At 69.7% G+C, this 21,080-nt stretch carries 17 protein-coding genes; 8 read left to right on the top strand and 9 right to left on the bottom strand.

Annotation, left to right across the window (positions count from 1 at the left end; translation table 11 throughout):
- The first annotated feature begins 40 nt into the window (after nucleotides 1-40).
- From ACFYWY_RS22235 to ACFYWY_RS22250, 4 genes are all read left to right on the top strand, one after another.
- A complete protein-coding gene (locus ACFYWY_RS22235) occupies nucleotides 41-415 on the top strand; it encodes a DUF485 domain-containing protein (RefSeq protein WP_389189339.1) in 375 nt (124 codons plus the stop codon).
- Entirely contained in the window at nucleotides 412-2,010 is a 1,599-nt protein-coding gene (locus ACFYWY_RS22240; protein WP_389189342.1) for a cation acetate symporter, read from the top strand. Before ACFYWY_RS22235 ends, ACFYWY_RS22240 begins: the two co-directional genes overlap by 4 nt.
- A gap of 145 nt (nucleotides 2,011-2,155) precedes the next feature.
- Nucleotides 2,156-2,782: a GAF domain-containing protein gene (locus ACFYWY_RS22245; protein WP_389189550.1), complete on the top strand. Its 627-nt coding sequence runs from the start codon at nucleotides 2,156-2,158 to the stop codon at nucleotides 2,780-2,782.
- Between the two features lie 60 nt (nucleotides 2,783-2,842).
- On the top strand, nucleotides 2,843-3,490 hold the full coding sequence (locus ACFYWY_RS22250) for a TetR/AcrR family transcriptional regulator (protein WP_389189345.1): 648 nt from the start codon (nucleotides 2,843-2,845) through the stop codon (nucleotides 3,488-3,490).
- A 53-nt stretch (nucleotides 3,491-3,543) separates the two neighbouring features.
- On the opposite strand, the gene ACFYWY_RS22255 is transcribed toward ACFYWY_RS22250, so the two are convergent.
- The 6 genes from ACFYWY_RS22255 to ACFYWY_RS22280 form a co-directional block, all read right to left on the bottom strand.
- Nucleotides 3,544-5,184, bottom strand: a complete 1,641-nt coding sequence (locus ACFYWY_RS22255; protein ID WP_389189348.1) for a carboxylesterase/lipase family protein — start codon at nucleotides 5,182-5,184, stop codon at nucleotides 3,544-3,546.
- A 994-nt stretch (nucleotides 5,185-6,178) separates the two neighbouring features.
- Nucleotides 6,179-7,585, bottom strand: a complete 1,407-nt coding sequence (locus tag ACFYWY_RS22260; RefSeq protein WP_389189351.1) for a cytochrome P450 — start codon at nucleotides 7,583-7,585, stop codon at nucleotides 6,179-6,181.
- Nucleotides 7,582-8,181: an ATP/GTP-binding protein gene (locus ACFYWY_RS22265; protein ID WP_389189354.1), complete on the bottom strand. Its 600-nt coding sequence runs from the start codon at nucleotides 8,179-8,181 to the stop codon at nucleotides 7,582-7,584. The genes ACFYWY_RS22260 and ACFYWY_RS22265 overlap by 4 nt, the downstream gene beginning before the upstream one ends.
- Nucleotides 8,159-8,521, bottom strand: a complete 363-nt coding sequence (locus tag ACFYWY_RS22270) for a DUF742 domain-containing protein (RefSeq protein ID WP_389189357.1) — start codon at nucleotides 8,519-8,521, stop codon at nucleotides 8,159-8,161. Before ACFYWY_RS22270 ends, ACFYWY_RS22265 begins: the two co-directional genes overlap by 23 nt.
- The gene (locus tag ACFYWY_RS22275) at nucleotides 8,518-8,952 is read right to left on the bottom strand and encodes a roadblock/LC7 domain-containing protein (protein WP_389189360.1); all 435 of its coding nucleotides are present in this window, start codon (nucleotides 8,950-8,952) and stop codon (nucleotides 8,518-8,520) included. The genes ACFYWY_RS22270 and ACFYWY_RS22275 overlap by 4 nt, the downstream gene beginning before the upstream one ends.
- Nucleotides 8,949-10,337, bottom strand: a complete 1,389-nt coding sequence (locus ACFYWY_RS22280; RefSeq protein ID WP_389189363.1) for an ATP-binding protein — start codon at nucleotides 10,335-10,337, stop codon at nucleotides 8,949-8,951. Before ACFYWY_RS22280 ends, ACFYWY_RS22275 begins: the two co-directional genes overlap by 4 nt.
- A 748-nt stretch (nucleotides 10,338-11,085) precedes the next feature.
- Here ACFYWY_RS22280 and ACFYWY_RS22285 point away from each other — a divergent pair.
- The 3 genes from ACFYWY_RS22285 to ACFYWY_RS22295 all read left to right on the top strand — a co-directional run bounded on the left by ACFYWY_RS22285 (nucleotide 11,086) and on the right by ACFYWY_RS22295 (nucleotide 16,284).
- Complete coding sequence (locus ACFYWY_RS22285; RefSeq protein ID WP_389189365.1) at nucleotides 11,086-12,342, top strand: cytochrome P450; 1,257 nt, start codon at nucleotides 11,086-11,088, stop codon at nucleotides 12,340-12,342.
- A gap of 116 nt (nucleotides 12,343-12,458) precedes the next feature.
- Complete coding sequence (locus tag ACFYWY_RS22290) at nucleotides 12,459-13,700, top strand: choice-of-anchor Q domain-containing protein (protein WP_389189368.1); 1,242 nt, start codon at nucleotides 12,459-12,461, stop codon at nucleotides 13,698-13,700.
- Between the two features lie 910 nt (nucleotides 13,701-14,610).
- A complete protein-coding gene (locus ACFYWY_RS22295) occupies nucleotides 14,611-16,284 on the top strand; it encodes a hypothetical protein (RefSeq protein WP_389189371.1) in 1,674 nt (557 codons plus the stop codon).
- A 163-nt stretch (nucleotides 16,285-16,447) separates the two neighbouring features.
- Here ACFYWY_RS22295 and ACFYWY_RS22300 read toward each other — a convergent pair whose 3' ends face one another.
- The 3 genes from ACFYWY_RS22300 to ACFYWY_RS22310 all read right to left on the bottom strand — a co-directional run bounded on the left by ACFYWY_RS22300 (nucleotide 16,448) and on the right by ACFYWY_RS22310 (nucleotide 19,766).
- Nucleotides 16,448-18,244: an acyl-CoA dehydrogenase gene (locus tag ACFYWY_RS22300; RefSeq protein ID WP_389189374.1), complete on the bottom strand. Its 1,797-nt coding sequence runs from the start codon at nucleotides 18,242-18,244 to the stop codon at nucleotides 16,448-16,450.
- A gap of 62 nt (nucleotides 18,245-18,306) precedes the next feature.
- Nucleotides 18,307-19,077 carry an SDR family oxidoreductase gene (locus ACFYWY_RS22305; protein WP_389189377.1) on the bottom strand — a complete coding sequence of 257 codons (771 nt, stop codon included), beginning with the start codon at nucleotides 19,075-19,077 and terminating at the stop codon, nucleotides 18,307-18,309.
- A 311-nt stretch (nucleotides 19,078-19,388) separates the two neighbouring features.
- Nucleotides 19,389-19,766 carry a MerR family transcriptional regulator gene (locus ACFYWY_RS22310; protein ID WP_389189380.1) on the bottom strand — a complete coding sequence of 126 codons (378 nt, stop codon included), beginning with the start codon at nucleotides 19,764-19,766 and terminating at the stop codon, nucleotides 19,389-19,391.
- Nucleotides 19,767-19,884: 118 nt separating this feature from the next.
- Here ACFYWY_RS22310 and ACFYWY_RS22315 point away from each other — a divergent pair, with 118 nt between their 5' ends.
- Nucleotides 19,885-20,961: an alkene reductase gene (locus ACFYWY_RS22315; RefSeq protein ID WP_389189383.1), complete on the top strand. Its 1,077-nt coding sequence runs from the start codon at nucleotides 19,885-19,887 to the stop codon at nucleotides 20,959-20,961.
- Nucleotides 20,962-21,080: the final 119 nt, after the last annotated feature.

Consider the following 21,080-nt stretch of genomic DNA (forward strand, 5'->3'; position numbering starts at 1 on the left):
CCCTCGCCGCGGCATGCAGCCAAGAGGAGTCGATGTCGTCATGACCAGTCCCTTTGAGCCGTTCCAACGACCACCGTCGTACGTCCGTAGCCCCTACGCGCACACCCCCAACGCGGAGCCGGACGTCCCGACGGACGTCGAACGGTTGCGCAAGGAGCGCCGCTCCAGGGTCTTTCCCGTTGTCACCGCCGTGGTCGGCTTCTATCTGCTCAACGCCCTTCTGGCCAACGTGGCCGGCGAACTGATGGCTGCGAGGCTGGTCGGCCACCTGAACATCGGGCTCGCCCTCGCGCTCCTGCAGTGCGCCACCACGCTCCTGGTGTGCCGCTGGTACGCGCGTTACGCCCGCACCACCCTGGATCCGCTGGCCGAGAGGGTGCGGGCAGGGCTCGAACCGAGGGGGAGCCGTCGATGAGCGGCTCTCAGTTTTCCGCCCCGATCGCGCACAACGGAACAACCCTGATCGTCTTTGCGGTCTTCGTCGTCTGCGTCGTCCTCATCGCCTTGTGGGGTGCGGCGGACAGCGACACCCCCCGCCGCTTCTTCGTCAGCGGCCGCGAACTGCCCTCCGCGCGCAACGGAATCGCCCTGTTCGGCGACTTCATCTCCGCAGCGACGCTTCTCGGCACTCCGGGGCTCATCGCGCTGGCCGGTTTCGACGGCATCCCGTATCTGGTGGGGCCCGTTGTGGTCTGGGCCGTCATTCTGCTGGTGATCGCAGAGCCGTTCCACAACACCGGCAGCTATACGGTGGGCGCCGCGCTGGCGCGCCGGCTGCGGCCGCGGCCCGTCCATCTGGCCATGGGCCTGGCCACGCTGGTGATCTCGCTGTTCTACCTCACCGCCCAACTTGTGGGTGCCGGTGCGCTCGCGGCACCTCTGCTGGGCATATCCGGCGAGGCTGCCCAGAACTGCCTGATGGTCTTCCTCGGCGTCCTGATGATCATCTATGTGGCCATCAGCGGCATGCACGGCGCGACGCTCGTACAGTTGCTCAAGGCGGCCGTCCTCCTGATCGCGAGTATCTTCCTGGCGGTGCTGGTGCTGGCGAAGTTCGGTTGGAACCCCAGTGAACTGCTGGGAACCGCGGCCCACCGCAGCGGCGTCGGGGAGAAATTCCTCGCCCCCGGCGCCCGCACCCAGGGGACCGGTATGGAAACGCTGGACAGACTGAGCCTCCAACTTGGAGCCCTGTTCGGAGCCGCTGGACTCCCGCACATCCTGATGCGCATGTGTGTGGTGCCCTCCGCGCGCGCTGCCCGGCGTTCGGTGCAGTGGACGGCGGTTCTGACGTGCGTGTTCTGCGTGACCGCGGGGGTTTTGGGATTCGGCGCCGCGGCGGTGCTCGGCCCGGAGACCATCCTCGCCGGGAGCCCCTCGGGGAACACGGCCACCCTGCTGCTCGCCCACTCCCTCGGCGGGTCGTGGATGCTCACCGTCATGGCCTGCGTGGCGTTCGCCACGATCCTGGCCGTGGTGGCGGGCATCGCCCTCGCCGCCGCGACGTCCGTGGCGCACGACATCTACGGTGCGGTGCTCAAGCGGGGACGCGCGACCGAGGAGAAGGAACTGCTGGTCGCCCGCTGGGCGGTCGTGCTGATCGGTTGCGCGGCGGTGGGCGTGTCCCTGCTCGCCGAGCGCCTCAATGTCTCCTTCGCCGCCGGGCTGGCGTTCTGCATCGCGGCTTCGGCGATTCTTCCCGCGCTGCTGTACAGCCTGTACTGGCGGGGCTTCACCACCACCGGGGCGCTGTGGAGCATCTACGGCGGACTGGTCTTCTCGGTGGTCCTGGCCGTGCTGTCCCCGGCGGTTTCGGGAGGTCCGACCGCGCTGTTCCCGGACATGGACTTCAGCCTGTTCCCGTTGCAGTACCCGACCATCGTCTCTGCTCCCCTGAGCCTCCTCCTGGGATGGCTCGGATCGGTAATGGGGAGGGACAGGCCGGACCCAGCCATGCACTCCGCACTCGAGTTGCGCACGCTCGCGGGCGCGGACGACACCTCCGCCTAGCACTCGAGCTCCCAGGTCAGGACCTTCGCTGGTGCGTCTGGAAGAACGATGGTGCCGATGCTCCGGGGTGGATGAGGCGGTCCGGAAATGGCCCGGATCCTGGAATCCAGTGGCATCGCGAACTCACACAGGCCCTCTGCCGCTGATGGTCGCCTTCCGCCCGCACCAGCTCGTTTCACCATCGACTCCCCTCTCAGCGGCGCGGCGTGGCGGTCGGCGGCAGCGGGCCGGCCCGTGGCCGGGTGCGTCTTGCCGGTCCGGTCGCGGGCCAGGTTCCTCCGGATGCGGGCTGGGCGGGCAGGTCATGCTCCGGCGCCGGCCCCTGTGGGTGAGTGACTACCGCAGCTCCGACACCATCACGCATCACTTCAAGGCACAGGCCGAGACGGAGGGGCTGGGCGCGATGATCGCCGTGCCCGTGATACACGAAGGCCGACTGTTCGGTTTCCTCTACGGCGCCAACCGGGAGACCGCGCCGTTCAGCGACCGGACGGCCCAGGCCCTGGAGCAGGCGGCGAGTCAGGCCGCGGCCGCCGCCGTCGTCGTCGCGGAGCGGGCCCGCCATGCGGCCGAGGTCGCCGTGCAGGAGGAAGGACGCCGCCTCGCGTTGGAACTCCACGACACCATGGGGGCCATGCTGTTCTCCCTGGGGGCGGGCATCCGCACTGCCGGGCCTTCCAGGAGCGCACCGGGGTCGTCGCCCGCCTCATCATCGTCACCGAGGTGCCGGTTCTCGCGCCGGCCCCGGTCAAGGCACTGTCAGGTGTTCTGACCTGGGATGATTCCTCTGAACCGCTGTGCTTGGCCGGTCGGCTGATCTAGAGTCGGGCGCATGACAGAGGCATCGGCCCGTGAGCGCGGCATGCGGTCCCACGACGCGATTCTCGACACCGCAACTGAGCTGATGTCCCAGCACGGTTACGCCGCCACGTCCATATCGATGATCTCGGCCGCCTGCGGACTCCCCGCCAGTTCCCTCTACTGGCACTTCGGAAGCAAGGACGGCATCTACGTGGCGGTGCTCGAACGCGCAAGAACCGCCTTGCTGGCGGCCCTGCCTCCGGTCGACGTACCCGGTGCGGATGCAGGGCACAGGCTGGACACCTTCCTCGGATCGGTCGGGGAGAGCTTCCAACGCCACCCGCACAGTCTGAAGCTGCTGCTCGCGGTCGGCATGTTGCGGCAGGACGCCAGCACGGCCGCCTTGGCCGAGCTGCGCCACTACCGCGACGCGCTGTTGGCGTGGGCCCAGGATTCCCTGAGCGTCGTCTTCGACCTGGGCGGTCGCCCCGAGGTGTCGGACGAACTCGCCCGCTTCACCCTCAGAACGGTGAGCGGAACCGCCGTGGCCCGTTGGTTCGAGCCCGCCACTTCCCTGGAGATCGAGCCGCTGCGCGTCGCGTTGCTTGCCCTGGCGGCCCACCACGGCGTTCCCGTGGGGAGTTCCCGCTCGGCGGGACGCGCCCCGGATGTGTCCTGAAGCGCTGCCGTGCGGCGGTGGTGGGCCTGCTCCGCGGAGCGCCGGGGCAGTCGTCAGGAAGTGTCGGCGGGTTGCCAGAACGCGCAGCGGTGGTCGGCCGCGAAACCGTTGGTAGGAGCGGTCCGGTCCGGAGCCAGAACCTGGATGCTGTCACGGTCGGCGCTGTATCGCGGCCAGACGGGGGTGCCGGGCCCGTTGGGGTTGCCGGTGGCGGCGAATCGGGCCCAGTAGCCGGTCATCGTGGCGGACAGCCGGCGCTGTGCCGGGGTGGTGAGCGGCAGGGCTTTCATCGGGAACAGATAGGCCAGCTCCCCGGCGTGGAACGCGCCCTGCGGGGTGTACGGCGCCGGGATGAACGCAGGCGCCTGGGGATCGTTGAACTCATAGGCGTAGACGGGCACCCTGCCGCTGTACAGGCGGCCGTCGGCACGCGCCGGGCAGGCGAAGCGCTGGTCGGTGCCGACAGCGGAGTAGGCCAGGTTCGGCGAGGCGTAGGCGGACGCCGGGTAGGTGCCGAGAACGGCGGCTGCCCGAGCAGGGTGCTGCAGCTTGATCAGGGCGGCATAGGTCTGCGGTGTGAGGGGCCCACCGCCGAGCAGGTCCACGTTGAGCGCCGTGAAGTACCGGTACTCGTCATGGGTGCTGCCGCTCAGCGTCGGGACCGCGTTCACCCGTCCCTCAGCCCATGCCCTGCGCGGTGGGACCGGAAGGACGGCCGGTCCGGTGTTCGGTGTCCACAGGGACGCCGCCGCAGGGGCGCCGCGAATCAGCTCCCCGGTGGGTACGGCGCGCAGACAGGCCGCGACGTTCGACGGGTCGCTGCAGCCGACCGAGGCCGCGAAGCTCTGCCCCCTCCTCTCGGCCTCGGCCAGGGTGAGCGGGTCGAGAGCGCCGTCGGACAGGCAGCTGCCGCTCTGCTGGACGGCCCGGTGGAACAGGCCTTGCGCGGTCGGCGAGGCGATGTGGAGACAGGTGTCGACGGACCCGGCGGACTGACCGCCCAGGGTGACCCTGGTGCGGTCGCCGCCGAAGGCACCGATGTTGCGCCGTACCCAGCGCAGCGCGGCCTGCTGGTCCATCAGGCCGTAATCGCCGGACGCGTGGTCGGTGCTCTCGGCCGACAGCGCGGGGTGGGCGAGGAACCCCAGTGCCCCGAGACGGTAGTTGACGGTGACGACGACCACGCCCCGGGCTGCCAGCGCCGCACCGTTGTAGTCGCTGCCGGCGCCGTAGGCGTTGCCGCCGCCGTGCAGCCACACCAGCACCGGCAGCTTTCTGCCGTCGGCGCCGGGCGGGGTCCACACATTGAGGTACAGGCAGTCCTCCGAGGTGCTGCCGGTGCGATTGGAGTCACCCGGCAGGACCGGCCCGCCGTCCGGGAGCAGCGTCAGGGGCAGTTGGGGGCAGGGACTGGCCGGTGCGGTGGCGTCCCGCACGCCGGACCATGATGCGGACGGCCGGGGCGCGTGCCAGCGTAACTCCCCCGTCGGCGCGGCGGCGAAGGGGATGCCCTGGAACACCCGGCCGCCGTCGGGACCGGTCTTGCCCTGGACCGTGCCGTGCGCGGTGCGAACGACCAGCGGGTCTCGCCCGGAGTCGGGGGAGGCCGGTTGGGGCGCACTGAACGACAGCAGCAGTGCAGCGCCTACGGTCGCGGCGCGGGCAACCGTACGGCGTACGTCACGGAATCTCATCGGTCTCCTTCTGTTGGGTTCCGTCTGCTTCGGCGAAGGAAGGCACGGCGGTCCACGTCCGGAGCCGCCGCGCCGTCGCGGGCGGCTCCGGGGTTCCACCGCGTCTGTTCGTACGCGCCGATGTCGACAGGCGCCGTCCTCTGGACGGTGGCGCCGAGCTGCCCGGCGCGCGGGGCAGCGGCGCCAACTACGTTGCTCTGTAGTGAGCGTTCCATTCAGAGGCGATGCTGTCTACACAACTGACGAGGGAACGGTGGCGCGACGGCTTGAAAGGCCCCGTCACCGGCCCGCGGTACCGAGAGGCTGCCTCGCGGGGCTCACATCTGGCGGGGACTGCCAGCGTGGGGCGGCGGCGAGGCCGAGGAATGCCGGTCAGCGCCCTGCGGTTGCAGGGAAGGCAGGGGATCGTCCGGTCGCCGGCCTGCCTGCGACAGCCCGAATCTTGTCTGGGCTCGCCGCCCTCGAGGGCGGCACGGACGCCGATGTCGCCCCCGCAGCCATCTGCGCAACTCAGGGATGCCGTAGGCCTTGTCTGCATGGAGGGCGGTCTCGGGGCGGGACGCCTTGGCGCCGCTCGCCTGGTCGTCGTCGGTTGTCGCCGTCGAGGCCGGCTTGCGGCAGGCGTGATTCTGTGGCCGGGGCCCTGGCCGGAGGCATGGCCGGCGGTCGAGAGCCGGGCACGGCCGATGAGCATGTGTCGCAATCCATCGGCCGTGCCTTCCACCGGCGTTGACTTCCGACGTGGGTTGCCGACAGTGCTCGCCTGCGGGTTTGTGATCAACGGGATGGAGTGTCGAGCCGGTCCTTTGTCCTCACTCGTCGCCCCATCCGGTCATGGCCGAACCCGCAGGCGGGTCCGGCCATGACCCGACGCCGAGTCGTTGACGTCACTGACGTGCCGGCCGCGGTGTCTGATCCGTCCACGGACCGGTCCGCAGTCGGGCGTATGCCGCGGACGGCGACGTCGTGGGGGTGTGCGACGTCCTCACATGGCTTATCGCCGTTGCCACCACCTCGCCAGGAAGCTCCACCAGCGCTGTCGGGCCACGTTCGCGGATCCGGGTTCCCTCGCCGTGGACGTCGGTGCCGGAGGGGCCGATGCCGACAGGCCCGGATTCGTGATCCAATCGCTTTCTGCAGAAGGCCGGCCGACAGGGCTGATCGACGGGAAGCGGACGGGCAGGGCGGCCAGAGCCCGGTGGAAGGGGCCCTGCCGCCACTCCAACTCCTCGACAGGCACCTCCAGCTCAATGTCAGGGAGCCGGTCGAGGAGCTTCTCCAGGGCGACCGCGGCGATCGACCGGGCGGGGCCTTTCGCGGGACAGGTGTGCGGGCCCGCGCTCCACGCGAGGTGCGCGCGGTTGCCCGTCCGGCGGTCGCCGGCGAGTCCGGGGTCGGTGTTCGCGGCCGCCAGGCTGATCACAATCGGCTCGCCCTCGCGCAGGAGGGTTCCGTCGAGCTCCAGGTCGTGGCGCGGATAGTGGACGGCGTAGTTCGCTATCGGCGGGTCGGTCCACAGCACCTCGTCGATGGTGTCCTCGACGGGCATGCTGCCGCCTGCGAGATCACCCGCGAACCGGTCGTCGGTCAGCAGCAGCCGCAGCCCGTTGCAGATCAGGTTCTGCTGGGGCTCGGTGCCTGCACCCATGAGGAGGACCAGCTGATGCATCATCTCCTCGTCGGTGAGCCCGGCAGGGTGGGCCATCATCCAGGACGTCACGTCCTGCCCCGGTTGGTCCCTCTTGAGTGCGACCAGCTCGGCGACGCCTTCGGTCAGCACCGCGTTCGCCTTCTCGGAGTCGGTGTCGGCGTCGAAGATCCCGGACATCCCCTCGACCAGCTTGTCCCCGATGTCGGGCGGGCAGCCGAAGAGCTGGTTGAAGACCAGCAGGGGCAGGACGGCACCGTACTCGCCCAGCAGATCCGCCCGTCCCTTGGGCCCGATCCGGTCGATGAGGGTGTCGGCGCTGTGCTCCACGTAGCCCTTGAGCGCGCCTGGGTCCAGACGGCCGAGGCTGTCGGTGATGGCGCCTCGCAGCCTTCTGTGCTCGTCCCCGTCGGCCCACAGGGCGTTCGGCCGGTACATCATCATCGGCACGACCGGGCTGTCCGCCGGCACCGTCCCGTCGGCGAGGGCCCGCCACCGGCGTGGGTCCTTGGAGAAGCGCTCCGGACTGCGCAGCACCTCCAGAGCGGTCTCGTAGCCGGTGACCAGAGAGGCGTGTACGCCGGGTGCCATTTCCACAGTCGCGACGGAGCCACGGGCGCGCAGGCGGGTGTACGACGCCAATGGGTCGGCGGCGAACTGCGGGCCGTACAGGCGCTCAGCCGCACCGTCGCCGGCATGCGCAGGGCAGCCGGGAGGAGGTACCGCGTCACCCACGGGCAGGGGTGTTGTCATTCTTGCTCCTGAGGGGTGCGGGTCTGGAGATACTCGATGAGGGAGATCAGCGCTTTGGCGGAGGACGTGGGTTCCCGCGCGTCGCAGGTGACCAGAGGGGTTTCCGGGAGCAGGTCGAGAGCCTCGCGGATCTCTGCCTCGGGGAAGGGCGGCGCGCCGTCGAACTGGTTGACGGCGACCGCGTACGGCATACCGTGCTCTTCCAGCAGACCCATGACGTCGAAGGACTGGTCGAGCCTTCGGGTGTCCGTCAGCACCAGTGCGCCGAGCGCTCCGCACAGCATGTCCTGCCACAGCTGGGTGAAGCGCTTCTGACCGGGGGCGCCGAAGAGGTACAGCACCAGGGACTCACTGAGTGTGAGGCGTCCGAAGTCCATGGCCACAGTCGTCGTGGTCTTGTCGGGGGTCCCCTCAAGGTCGTCGACGAGTTCGCTTGCCTGCGTCATCGTCTCTTCGGTGCGCAGCGGCCGGATCTCGGAGAGTGTTCCGACAAAGGTGGTCTTGCCGACGGCGAAGTGGCCGACGACGAGGATCTTGACCGCGGTGGTGACCGTGTCCGCGACGTAGACCGGTTCAGAAACGGGAGCGGAGCCCATCCAGGACCTCCTGCAGGAGTCGGGCGTCGGGCAGTTGCGCTTTGGGGACGGGAGGCCGGGCGACGACATGACCGCTGTCGATGAGGTCGCTGAGCAGGACTTTGGTGACGCTCATCGCCAGAGTGAGGTGGCCGGCCACTTCGGCGACCGACAGCGCTCCTCCTCGGCACAGTTCCATGACGCCGCGCTTCTCCGGGCTCAGCCCGTGCAGGGGACGGTTGTTCACAGCCGTCACCAGCGTCACGATGTCCAGTGTGTTGCGCGTCGGATGAGCGCGGCCCTGTGTGACGACGTAGGGCCGCACGAGTCCTCTGTCACGCCGGGGGCGTGGCGGGGTCATGCCGTACCTGAGTCGTCAGCCATGCCGGGTGCGGAGTTCTGCCGCGGCGGACTGGTCAGCTCCTTGCCCAGCCGGTCGACCAGCTTGTGCATGCTGTAGGTGACGGCTTCCATGTCGACGTCCTGGCCGGCGGAGACCGCCAGATAGGCGCCCGCGCCGGCGGCCACCAGGAAGACGTACCCGTCGACGAATTCGACCAGTGTCTGCTGCCACGGCGAGGTCTCCTGCGCGCAGAACTCGGCGGTACTGCGACTGATGGACTGCAGTCCGGACAATGCCGCCGCCTGCCGTTCGGCCTCGTCACGCTTGATGCCCTGAGAGCGGGCGCGGAGCATGCCGTCCGCGGAGAGCAGGATCGCGTGGCGGGCTTCCGGGACCTTCAGGACCTCGTCGAGCATCCATCCGAGTTCATTGGTCATGTGGTCGGTCATTCCTGGGAGGTCCCTTCGCTGTCGGGGTGGGCGTCGCGGCCGGAGCGGGTGCCTCGGGCGAACGCGCTCATGCGGGAGGCGGTCTCGGCCGCGGGGCGGACCAGCGAGGGATCGGAGGGGGCCGGTGTCGCGGGGTCGACGGCTGCTTCGTGCTGCGCCGTGCGTCGGCGGCGCTTGGGCAGGCCGCCCACGGTGGACGACTGCGCTGCCTCCGCTTCGGGGAAGGTCGGCGATTCGGCGGCCGGCAGGGGCAGGTCAGGGGGCGTGACGGAACCCGGTTGTGCTGCTGCGTCCCTGACGGCAGGGGCCTCGGGTGCGCCAAGGGAGACCGGCGTCGAGGCGCCCGGCGTGCTTGCCCCCTGCAGAGGGATCGGCGGGCCCGCGAAACGCACGCGGTTGATGAGCGCGTGGGGGAGGAAGAGCACGGCCCGCACACCGCCGTACGGGGACTGCGAATCGACCGAGGCCGTGAATCCGTACCGGGCGGCGAGTACGCCGATGAGGGCGAATCCGAACTGCGGCGGGTCGCTGAGCCGGTTGATGTCGATGTGTTCCTGGCCGGACAAGCGCCGCGCGGCCTCCTCGGTCTCTAGCGCCTCCATGCCGACGCCGGCGTCGTCGACGACGATGCTGACGCCGTTGTGGGCAGGCTGGATGCCGACCTCGACAGTGGTGTTGGGCTGAGAGTGCCGCGCCGCGTTGTCCAGCAGCTCGGCAACCGCGAGGACGACCGGCTCGACGGCTCGGCTGACCACGTCCATGTCGACCCGGGAGTGCACGTTGACGCGCCGGTAGTCCCGGATCCTCGACGTCGCACCGCGTACGACGTCGAGCAGGGATGACGCGGACCGCTGCCGTCCGGGCCATGAGCCGCAGAGCACGGCGACGGCCTGTGCTCTGCGGCCGAACTGCGCGTTGGCGTGGTCGATCTCGAGGAGGTCCTGGAGCACATGGGGGTCGTCGTGCCGGTCCTGCATGTCCGAGATCGAGAGCTGTTGCTCGTTCGCCAGGGCCTGCAGGGCGCGCATCGCCGCCCTCAGCGTTGCCTTCGCCGACGTGTCCGCCCGGGACTGTGCGGCCTCGGCAGCACCGGTGAACTGCTCGATGATCTTCTGCAGGTCCTTCCCGTACGCCGTGCCCGCGAGATCCGTGTCGAGCGGTCCGGGCACCGGCGCGGGCCGGCGGGACGCCTCGGCCAGACCAGGGAGCCGGACTTCGGCGAGGTGCCGGACCTCCTCCTCACGGGCAAGCAGGCCGGCTTCGTGGATCGTCAGTCGACGGCGCAGGGTGACGGTGATCCGGTACTGGCGTACCAGCAGCAACAGTCCGGCTAGCGAGACCGCGACAAGGCACCAGAACACCCCCTCCGGTATGTGTTGTGTCATCAGGTCCTCATGAAAGGGGAGTGCGGCAGGCCCGGAGGAAGCGAGGCAGGCAGAAACCGGCTCTGAGCCCATCGGATTGCGATTGGCCGGGCCGGACGCAGCACCGTGGTTCGGTGATGCCAGGGATCAGTCGCGTCCTTCCAGGGGCGCTGGAGTGCCTGATCTTCCTGGGTCGGAGGGGAGGCTTCAAGCGCCGTACGGGAACAAATGTAGTTCAACAAGGTGCTACCACCTGGTAACTGTCCGTTACGTCCGGTATGACGGAGACCTGGGGGCGTTCCGGCGGCGAGGTCAAGTGCCGCGCCGAGGAAAGTGCCGGTCCGCGGAGTACTTCCCGAACCGCATTGCCCGTAGCCGCGACCCCTCCGGCCGAGTCCCGGGGCCCGCCGTTTTCGCGTTGCGGACATCCATGCTGCCGGATCGCTGCGTCCTGGTGCGTACCGCGACTCTCCCTCCGCCTCCCGCCCGCCGAACGAACACGGATCCTGTGGAGGTCCGGGCGCTCCCGGCCGTCCCGGCAGGGATGCCGACAGTCCCTGCAGCACGTGCCCGGACCGTGGATCAAGGACCTGGCCACAACGGCGCAGCGATTCCACCGGGGCCGGGGCGTGGACCTGGCGGGCGGTGAATCCCAACCACCCTGCTCCCGACGCTCCATGGACATCCGTATCTCCGTATGGAACGCTCACTACAGAGTTGAGAGTCCGATCCCCTCCGCAGTGTTCACCCGCCCTACGGGAGAAGCGCCGTGAGCGATCTCATCATCCATCAGCTCCCTGCCGACATCGAACAACGGCGGGATCCCTACCCCTGGTTGGACCGGCTGCGCCGAGCTGGACCGGTGCAGCGTGTCGAGCTGCGAGGCGGCGGGCACGCCTGGATGGTCACGCGCTACGACGACGTGATGGCCGCCATTGCGCACCCCTCACTGAGCAGCGACCCACGCACTCCCGGCAGCGCCGCGTCACTATCCGCCCGACCAGGCGGAGACGGGCGGCGGCCGCCGAGCATGCTCACCACGGACCCGCCCGACCATACGCGGCTCCGCCAACTGGTCTCGCGCGCCTTCACCCCTCGGCGAGTGGCGGCGTTACGGCCGCGGGTGCAGCAGATCGCCGACGCTCTCATCGACGAAGTGGCCCCACTCGGCCGGGCCGACCTGGTCGCCGACTTCGCCCTCCCGCTCCCGGTCGCGGTCATATGTGAACTGCTCGGCGTACCCTTCGAGGACCGCGGGCAGTTCGGGCGATGGTCAGCCGACATGCTCAGCCCGCCGGTGGCCCCGGCAGCGGCCGCCGCAGCCGAGCAGGCCCGGGCCGACCTCGGCGGGTACCTCGCCGGTCTCGTGGCGCGCAAACGCGCCGAACCCGCCGACGACCTGCTCACCGCACTCGCCGCCGCCGGCGAGGAGAACCGGCTGTCGGACGCGGAACTGGTCGGCGCCGCGGTCCTGCTGCTCGTCGCAGGCCACGAGACCACCGTCAGCCTCATCGGCACCGGCACCCTGCTGCTCCTCCTCCATCCCGGCCAACTGGACCGACTTCGCCGGGAACCGGCCCTGCTGCCGTCCGCGGTCGAGGAGTTCCTCCGCTACGACGGGCCGGTCATGCTCGGCGTCGTACGCTACGCCCGCGAGGATCTGGACCTGGCGGGCACCGCCGTCGCCGCCGGTGAGACGGTGGTGCTCTCCACCGGCGCGGCCAACCGGGACCCGGGGCGGTTCGACCGGCCGGACGTCCTGGACATCGCCCGCGCACACAACCCGCACCTCGCCCTCGGGCACGGCCTCCACTATTGCCTGGGCGCGGCGCTCGCCCGCCTCGAGGGCCAGATCGCGATCGGTACGCTTCTGCGCCGCCTGCCCGCTCTGGCCCTCGCCGTGGACGAGGAGGCCGTGCGCCGGCGTCCCAGCGTCATCCGAGGATTGGCCACTCTGCCCGTGACCTTCACACCGACGGCGCTCCCGGCCGACCGTGACGACCGCCCCCACGTCGCCGGGCGGTGAGGCACGGAGGACCACGCGGCGTTCCCGCACACGGCACTTCCGCATGCCACCGCAGCCAAGACGTCAAGACCCCATCAGTCGCACCGGCCCCGGCCGGCCGAACTCCGGAGAGTCACTTGAGAATTCGGACCGCCTTTCCCGTACTCACCGCCTTGTCGCTGGCCTCAGCAGTGGCCGTCGTCGCCCCGGCCCCTGCCCAGGCACTGCCGGCGGCCGCGCATCTCACGGTCGACTCCACGGCCGACGCAGTGGACGCAGACCCCTCGGACGGCCTCTGTCGCACCGCCACAGGAACCTGCACCCTGCGCGCGGCGGTCATGGCCGCGAACGCCCGGCCCGGCAGCACGATCGAGTTACCCGCCGGCCACTACCGGCTGACCATTCCCCCCAACCCCGACCTGCTGAACGGGCGCACCGCCGACCCGACCAAAGGCGACCTGAACATCCTCGAGCCGACCACCATCCAGGGCGCCGGGGCGCGGGGGACCGTCATCGACGCAGGCGGCATCGACCGGGTCTTCCGCATGGGCGCCGACACCTCGCTGTCCGACCTCACCATCACGGGAGGAGACGCCAAGCAGCGGGAAGTGCCCTTCACCGACCCTGGCGGAGGCGGCATCGCCAACAGCAAGAACATGACGCTGCGCCGGGTAACGGTAACGGGGAACCGCGCCGGCTACGGAGGCGGCATCTTCAACATCCCCGACTCCCACCTGACGCTGACCGACAGCACCGTCAGCCGGAACACGGCGGGCGAGGCCGGAGGTATCCGCTTCGACGACACCGGCACCGTGGTCAACTCAACGATCGCGGACAACCGCGTGACCGACGACTGGGATCGTCCGGGCAGCCTCGCGGGCTACGGCGGCGGCATCGACATACGCGGCACCGGCCGGGTGGACATCCGCAACTCCACGATCGCCGGCAACACCGCCACCGACGGCGGCGGTGGGATCAACATCGCCCCCGCCTACCTGGACAGCCTGCCTCGGCCGGTCACCGACACCGTCAACCTGCCGCTGGGTCACCTCTCGCTGCAGAACACCATCATTGCCGGCAACACCATCGGCACCACCACCAGCGACTGTAAGAACGTCTTCGCCACCATCGACTCGCTGGGCAACAACCTCGACAGCGGCAACAGTTGCCACCTCACCGCCGAGGGTGACCTTCCACGCCGGTCTCCCGGCCTCGCTCCCCTCGGTGACCACGGCGGGCCCACGGACACCGTGGCACTGCTGCCGGGCAGCCCGGCCGTCGACGCGGCCGACGACGGATGCCCCGCCGCTGACCAGCGAGGCATCCCGCGTCCGCAGGGCCTGGCCTGTGACATGGGCGCCTTCGAGTACGCACCGTGACGCGATGTGGTCGTCTGGCGCCTACCCCAACCGCTGCGTGATGGAACGGGTCGCCATCGCCGAGAACGGCTGGTCCACGGCTGCTTGACAGGACCCTGGCCGGGATGGCCGCTCCCAGGACGGGGCTCGGGCCCCGGGCCCCGAGGCCAGGAGGCCATGGCGCCGGGGACGGAGGGTCCCCGGCGCCCTATGAGTGGATGTCCCGGTGTCGGACTCGGCCGCAGGGTCGAGGTGAGCTGTGTCAACGCGGTCAGCCGCTCAGCACCAAGGCACGCAGCTCGCGCTTGACGCCGGACCTCGGTCATTCCTGACCGCCGCGTCGTCTCAAGGGCGGTTGCGCAGGACGGGGAGCAGTGCGTCGAGCACGGAGGCGTCCTCGATGGTCGCGGGGACCGGTGAACTCGGTCGTCTTCCGCTCCTCCGGCCAAGACCTCACCACCGCCGGCACCCACACCGAGATGGCCTCCGTCTCACCGAACCCGTGCTGCTCAGCCTCGCTGCCCTCGCCATCCGCGGCCGCGTCAAGCGGTAGATGCGCCCACCAGCCCATCACAGCATTCCGTCACCCGGCAGCTCTCCATTTCGTCGGTGAGCCAACTTCGTCGCCCTACCCTGTGGCCGGGGCGCGCGGGCGGGCATCGACTGACGGGCATCGCCACCCTGGGTGCCACCTGCCTGAGCAGGCGGGCTGACGCCGGACCGCCCCGCGGCACATACCCGCGGAACCCGCACGCACGCGTGCGTTTCCCGGCCGGGCGAGATCGGTTCTACCATCGGCCACAGGTGTCCCCGGAGACCCTCACCACGTTGGGACAGTGCGTGCCGGTCGCGGCGCGTCCACATGTCCGGCCGGGCCGAACGGCTCGTACGCGCCACCCGGCTGACCGGACCGTACCTTCAGGAGAGACGGATGGACTACTACGACCTCGGCACCCACACCCGCCCCGTGACGACGTCCTCCCCGTCCGCCCAGATGTGGTTCGACCGCGGGCTGCTCTGGTCGTACGGCTTCCACCACGAGGAGGCCGTCTCCTGCTTCGAAGCCGCCGCAGCGGCGGATCCGGACTGCGCGATGGCCTACTGGGGCATCGCCTACGCCCTCGGTCCGAACTACAACAAGCCCTGGGAGTTCTTCGACGGCGAGGACCTGGCCCGAACCGTCGAACGCACCCACGCGGCCGTCGAACGCGCCCACGAGAAGGCGGCCGGCGCCACTCCCGTCGAGCAGGCCCTGATCCAGGCGTTGCGGTACCGGTATCCGCAGGCGGAAGCGGTCGAGGACTGCTCGGTGTGGAACAAGCCCTACGCCGACAGGATGCGCGCCGTGTACGAACTCGCTCCCGACGACCTCGATGTCGCCACACTCCATGCCGACGCACAGATGAACCTCACGCCATGGCAGCTGTGGGACCTGCCGACCGGGCTGCCGGCGGAAGGCTCCCGCACGTTGGAGGCCAAGGCGGTCCTCGATCGGGCGATCGGCACCGGGCCCGGGAAGACGCACCCCGGCCTTCTGCACATGTACATCCACCTCATGGAGATGTCCCCGACCCCCGAGGCCGCCCTGCCCGTCGCGGACCGGCTCCGCGGCCTCGTGCCGGATGCCGGGCACCTGCAGCACATGCCCACACACCTGGAGGTGCTCTGCGGGGACTACCGGCGTGTGGTGTCGGACAACACCACCGCGATCGCCGCCGACGAGAAGTACTACGCGCGGGCCGGCGCGATGAACTTCTACACCCTGTACCGATCGCACAACTACCACTTCAAGATCTACGGTGCGATGTTCCTCGGTCAGTCAGCGACCGCCCTGGAGACCGCCGCACAGCTCGAAGCCTCCATCCCCGAGGAACTGCTGAGGGTGCAGAGTCCGCCCATGGCCGACTGGCTGGAGGGTTTCCTCGCCATGCGGGTACACGTGCTCATCCGCTTCGGCCGCTGGACCGACATCCTGGAACTGCCGCTGCCCGCCGACCCCGAGCTGTACTGCGCGACCACGGCGATGCTCCACTACGCCCGCGGCGTCGCCTTCTCGGCGACCGGCCGGATTCCCGAGGCGGAGACCGAACGCGAACTGTTCCGTCAGGCCGTCTCCCGCGTACCCGAGTCACGCATGCTGTTCAACAACACCTGCGTCGACATCCTCGCGATCGCGTCGGAGATGCTCGACGGCGAACTGGAGTACCGCAGGGGGAACCACGACGCCGCCTTCGCCGCACTGGAGCGGTCGATCACACTCGACGACAACCTTCCCTACGACGAGCCGTGGGGATGGATGCAGCCCACACGGCACGCGTACGGCGCCCTGCTTCTCGAACAGGGACGTGTGGAAGAGGCGGAGGCCGTCTACCGGGCCGACCTGGGCCTCGACGACACGCTGCCGCGTCCTTCGCAACACCCCGGCAACGTATGGGCACTGCACGGATTGCACGAGTGTCTCCTGCGCCTGGGCAAGAACGCGGAAGCGCAGATCGTGGCCCAGCAACTGAAGCTCGCTTCCGCCATGGCGGACGTACCGATCAACGCGTCCTGCTTCTGCCGTCTCGAAGCCGTCGCCGGCGCGGCGGAAGGCGGCTGCTGCTGACGACCCGCGAGCCGCGGCCGCACGCGTACCCGACGATTTATCAGGACCCATCAAATACCGTGTCCGTGTAGGGCGCACGTCGATGTAGCCATACCCAGAGCCCCTGGGTCCGCCGATCTTACGAATGACCGGCTCAGACCCACGCTTGGAAGGTAGGACAAGCTCAGAAGCAGTCCGCGGGCATATCGAGGGTGGTGCGGTCGAGGCTTTCCAGCAGCGCGAACTGCGCCTCCGCCCTGGGCAGTTCGTACCGGAAGAAGTACTGACCCGCCCGGCGCTTGCCCTCGTAGAAGGCGCCGCTGCGTCCGGCGGCGGCCAGCATCTGCTCCAGCCACATCCAGGCAACCACGACGTGCCCCACGGCCTCCAGATAGACCGAGGCGTTGGCGAGGGCGCTCTCGGCGTCCCCGGCCTGCCACAGGCGCCGCGTCACGGCGGCGACGCGGGCGACGGAGGCGTCCAGCTGCCGTCCGAAGCCGGCGACCTGGTCCTCCGCGGCCGCCGCGCGGGCGGTCGTCATGGAGACGGTCTCGATGAGCAGGCGGAGCCCCGCGCCGCCGTCCATGACGGCCTTTCGGCCCAGCAGGTCGAGGCCGTGGACGCCGTGCGTCCCCTCGTGGATGGGGTTGAGGCGGTTGTCCCGGTAGAACTGCTCGACGTTGTACTCGCGGGTGTAGCCGTAGCCGCCGTGGACCTGGATGGCAAGGTTGTTGGCCTCCAGGCACCACTGGGAGGGCCAGCTCTTGGCCATCGGGGTGAGCATGTCCAGCAGAAGCCCGGCCCTGGCCCGCTCGTCGGCCGTCGGGGCGGTGCGCTCGTCGTCCAGCAGCCGCCCGCAGTACAGGGTGAGAGCAAGCGCGCCTTCGACGTACGACTTCTGGGCGAGGAGCATGCGCCGGACATCGGCATGCCCGATGATCGGGATCTGGGGGGTGGTGGCGTCCCTGGCCATGAGGGGGCGCCCCTGGGGCCGGGTGCGCGCGTAGTCCAGGGCGTGCAGGTAGCCGGTGTAACCGAGCGCTGTGGCACCGAGTCCGACACCGATGCGGGCCTCGTTCATCATGTGGAACATGTAGGACAGTCCGCGGTGGGGCTCCCCGACCAGGAAGCCGACCGCACCGGGGGCCCCGCCGGGCCGGAAGGCGCCCTCACCGAAGTTCAGCAGCGTGTTGGTCGTCCCTCGATACCCCATCTTGTGATTGAGGCCGGCCAGGGCGACGTCGTTGCGCTCGCCGAGCGTCCCGTCGGCCCCCACCAAAACCTTGGGGACGATGAAGAGCGAGAGTCCCTTTACCCCGGGCGGGCCGCCGGGGATCCTGGCCAGGACCAGGTGGACGATGTTCTCCGTCAGTTCGTGGTCGCCACCCGAGATCCACATCTTGTTACCGAACAGACGGTAGGTGCCGTCGTCGGCCTGTTCCGCGCGGGTGCGCACATCAGCCAGTGAGGAGCCCGCCTGTGGCTCCGACAGGCACATGGTCCCGGAGAAGCGGCCCTCGACCATCGGGCGGACATAGGTGTCGATCTGCCCGGGGGTGCCGTGGGCCAGCAGCAGGTTTGCGTTGCCGATGGTGAGGAGGGGGTAGGCGGCCGTTCCCACGTTGGCTGCCTGGAACCAGGCGAAGCAGGCGTTGGCCACCACGCTGGGCAACTGCATGCCGCCCACCTCGTGATCCATGCCGCCACCGATCAGCCCGGCGCCGGCGAAGACCTTCAGGGCCTCTTCGACTTCGGGGATGATGTGCACCCGCTCGCCGTCGAAGCGCGGCTCCTGGGTGTCGTTCTTCTTGTTGTGCGGGGCGAAGTGCCGGGCGGCGATCGTCTCGCTGAGGTCCAGTACCGCGTCGAAGGTTTCGCGCGAGTGGTCGGCGAAGCGGGGGCGCGCGGTCAGGGATTCAACGTCGAGCCACTCGTGCAGCAGGAAGTCGAGGTCTCGGCGGGAGAGCAGGAGGGAGGCCATGGTCCTCTTCTTCGCGGGTTCAGGTTGCTCGTACGAGGGGGAGTGGAGCTGTCGCCGGCCGGTCAGACCGTGGTGCCGAGGCCGCCGTCGACGGGGATGACGGCCCCGGTGACGAAGGCGCCCGCACGGCTGGCCAGATAGACGGCGACGCCCGCCATGTCGTCCGGCCGCCCGATCCGGCGCAGCGGAGCCGCCTCCGCGATCGCCTCGCCCATGGCGTCCAGGGTCGCGGCCATCATCTTCGACTCGAAGGGGCCGGGCGCGATGGCGTTCACCGTGATGCCCTGTGGCCCGAGCTCCTTGGCCAGCACGCGGGTCAGGTGGTGCAGGCCCGCCTTGCTGGCCGCGTAGGAGTAGGCCGAGACCGGGCTGACGTGCAGGCCGTCGATGGATCCGACGTTGATGATCCGCGCAGGGTCCTCCGTCGACCCGCCGGCGCGCAGCTTCGGCAGGAGGGCTTGGGTGAGCAGGAAGGGGCTGCGCAGGTTGAGGTCCATCACCTTGTCCCAGCCGCTGACCGGGAACTCGTCCAGGGGCGCACCCCAGGTGGCGCCGGCGTTGTTCACCAGGATGTCCAGCCGCTCCTCCCGCTCGCCGATGTCTGCCGCGAGTCGGTGGCACTCCTCCTCGCGCGACAGGTCGGCGGGCAGCGCGACCGCCAGGCCGGAACCGGAAAGCCTGCGCACGGCCTCCTCGCAGGCTTCCGCATTGCGGGAGCTGACGTAGACCTTGGCTCCCGCTTCGACCAGGCCCCGAGCGATCATCAGGCCGATGCCGCGGGAACCGCCGGTCACGAGGGCGGTTTTGCCGGAGAGGGAGAACAGTGAGATCACGGTGGACTCCTGAGGGGAGGGGCGGCACGGGCAGGCTGTTCCCGCCCCGGGCTAGATACTAAGCAGTCGCTTATCTGCTGCCAAGCCTTGCGCCCCACGGCACGCCATCCGTGCCTCCGCGCCTCGACGGTGGCGGAGTACACCAGCGGATCCCTCGTCGTCGCCGACATGGGTGCCGCCCGCGCCTTCCACTGCCGGCTCGGCCTCACCCTCAAATCGACGAACTCATGCCCACCCACGCCGCGTGCGACCTGCCCAACGCCCTTCACCTCATGCTCGACAGCCAGGACTTCGTTGCCGTGCCGGGGACATCAGTCGGCGACCGCCGACCGCAGGCGCTCCCGATGTGCCCGCGCCATGGTCATCAGCCCGGAGAGGGCGTCCCGGGTGCGTACGAGGTCGGCGATGCGCTCGGACAGCCGGTCGCGCTCCTGCGCCATCCGCTCCAGCGCGGCGTCGGAGTTCTCCTCGCTGGGAGAATCGACGCACGGCAGCAGTTCGGCGATGGTGCGGCTGGACAGTCCTGCGGCGAACAGCCGCTGGATGAACGCGACCCGCTCGACCTCGTGGTCCGTGTAGTGCCGCTGCCCGCCGGCACTGCGGGTGCTGGTGAGCAGCCCCTGCTCCTCGTAGTAGCGCAGGGACCGGACGCTGACTCCGGCCCGTGATGCCAGCTCCCCGATGCGCACGCCGTCTCCCTCTGTGTGGTGTGAGCTGAGGCACAACCCTTGCCCCTGACGTCGGTGTCAGGTTCTAGCGTAGCCGCCGCGCCCGGTTGTGCGGCGCCGATCACGAAGGAGCCATGACATGACGACCTTGTTCACCACGTACCCGCTGGGGGACATGACGCTGCCCAACCGGATGGTGATGGCGCCGATGACAAGGGTCCGTGCCGCCGCCGGCGGTCTGGCGACGCCGTCGATGGCGACCTACTACGCCCAGCGGGCTACGGCCGGACTGATCGTGAGCGAGGGGGTGCAGCCGAACGTCGTCGGGCAGTCCAACCCCGGCACGCCGGGACTGCACACCGACGAGCAGGTCTCCTCGTGGCGCCCGGTCACTGATGCGGTGCACGCCAACGGAGGACGGATCTTCGCCCAGATCATGCATGGCGGACGGGTTTCGCACCCCGACACCACCGGTATGCAGCCGGTCGGTCCCTCGGCAGTCGCGGCCGAAGGGTGGAAGGTGTTCACCCCGACCGGGCTCCAGCCGGCGCCGATCCCGCGCGCTCTGGACACCGCCGAGGTGTCCGAGCACGCCGAGTCGTACGCCCAGGCCGCCCGCCGCGCCATCGACGCAGGCTTCGACGGCGTGGAGCTGCACGGCGCCAACGGCTATCTCATCTCGCAGTTCCTCTCGTCCAACGCCAACCTGCGCACCGACCGCTATGGAGGCTCGGTGAGCAACCGGATCCGCTTCGCCGTCGAGGCGGTGTCCGCAACCGCCGAGGCCGTCGGAGCGGCCAGGACCGGAATCCGCCTGTCCCCAGGCGTAACCTTCTGGGGAGTCGAGGAGACCGACGTCCCCGAGCTCTACACCGCGCTACTGACCGAACTGTCCCGCCTCGGACTGGCCTACATCCACCTCGAAGCCACCGCCGAGGAGGAGGTGTTGGCCGGCCTGCGCCGCGCATGGCAGGGCACCCTGATCATGAACCCGGTGCTCCCGATGGGACCGAAGCACACCGGCCGGGACGAGGCCGACCACTGGCTCGACCTGGGGGCCGAGCTCATCAGCTTCGGCCGCGCCTTCATCTCCAACCCCGACCTGGTCGAGCGGCTGCGCACCGGAGTGCCGCTCGCTCCCGTCGACGAGGCCACGTACTACCAGGGCGGCGACGCGGGGTACCTGACCTACCCGGCATACCAGTACACGGCCTGACACCGCCCCCGCGGCGTCCTGGGGCCCGCGGGTTGCGCGGAACTCCGCTCGTTGGTCAGGCCGTTCAGCATCGCCCTGGCGAAGGAGCTGTTGCCGTGGACGGTCGGCAGCCTCGTCGA

The organism is Streptomyces sp. NPDC002870 (genome assembly GCF_042888505.1).
Taxonomy (GTDB): domain Bacteria; phylum Actinomycetota; class Actinomycetes; order Streptomycetales; family Streptomycetaceae; genus Streptomyces.

What these genes read in the sequence shown, in the direction of transcription:
- ACFYWY_RS22235 (WP_389189339.1), top strand. Translation starts at nt 41, where the DNA reads ATGACCAGTCCCTTTGAGCCGTTCCAACGACCACCGTCGTACGTCCGT.
- ACFYWY_RS22240 (WP_389189342.1), top strand. Translation starts at nt 412, where the DNA reads ATGAGCGGCTCTCAGTTTTCCGCCCCGATCGCGCACAACGGAACAACC.
- ACFYWY_RS22245 (WP_389189550.1), top strand. Translation starts at nt 2,156, where the DNA reads ATGGTCGCCTTCCGCCCGCACCAGCTCGTTTCACCATCGACTCCCCTC.
- ACFYWY_RS22250 (WP_389189345.1), top strand. Translation starts at nt 2,843, where the DNA reads ATGACAGAGGCATCGGCCCGTGAGCGCGGCATGCGGTCCCACGACGCG.
- ACFYWY_RS22255 (WP_389189348.1), bottom strand. Translation starts at nt 5,184, where the DNA reads ATGAGATTCCGTGACGTACGCCGTACGGTTGCCCGCGCCGCGACCGTA.
- ACFYWY_RS22260 (WP_389189351.1), bottom strand. Translation starts at nt 7,585, where the DNA reads ATGACAACACCCCTGCCCGTGGGTGACGCGGTACCTCCTCCCGGCTGC.
- ACFYWY_RS22265 (WP_389189354.1), bottom strand. Translation starts at nt 8,181, where the DNA reads ATGGGCTCCGCTCCCGTTTCTGAACCGGTCTACGTCGCGGACACGGTC.
- ACFYWY_RS22270 (WP_389189357.1), bottom strand. Translation starts at nt 8,521, where the DNA reads ATGACCCCGCCACGCCCCCGGCGTGACAGAGGACTCGTGCGGCCCTAC.
- ACFYWY_RS22275 (WP_389189360.1), bottom strand. Translation starts at nt 8,952, where the DNA reads ATGACCGACCACATGACCAATGAACTCGGATGGATGCTCGACGAGGTC.
- ACFYWY_RS22280 (WP_389189363.1), bottom strand. Translation starts at nt 10,337, where the DNA reads ATGACACAACACATACCGGAGGGGGTGTTCTGGTGCCTTGTCGCGGTC.
- ACFYWY_RS22295 (WP_389189371.1), top strand. Translation starts at nt 14,611, where the DNA reads ATGGACTACTACGACCTCGGCACCCACACCCGCCCCGTGACGACGTCC.
- ACFYWY_RS22300 (WP_389189374.1), bottom strand. Translation starts at nt 18,244, where the DNA reads ATGGCCTCCCTCCTGCTCTCCCGCCGAGACCTCGACTTCCTGCTGCAC.
- ACFYWY_RS22315 (WP_389189383.1), top strand. Translation starts at nt 19,885, where the DNA reads ATGACGACCTTGTTCACCACGTACCCGCTGGGGGACATGACGCTGCCC.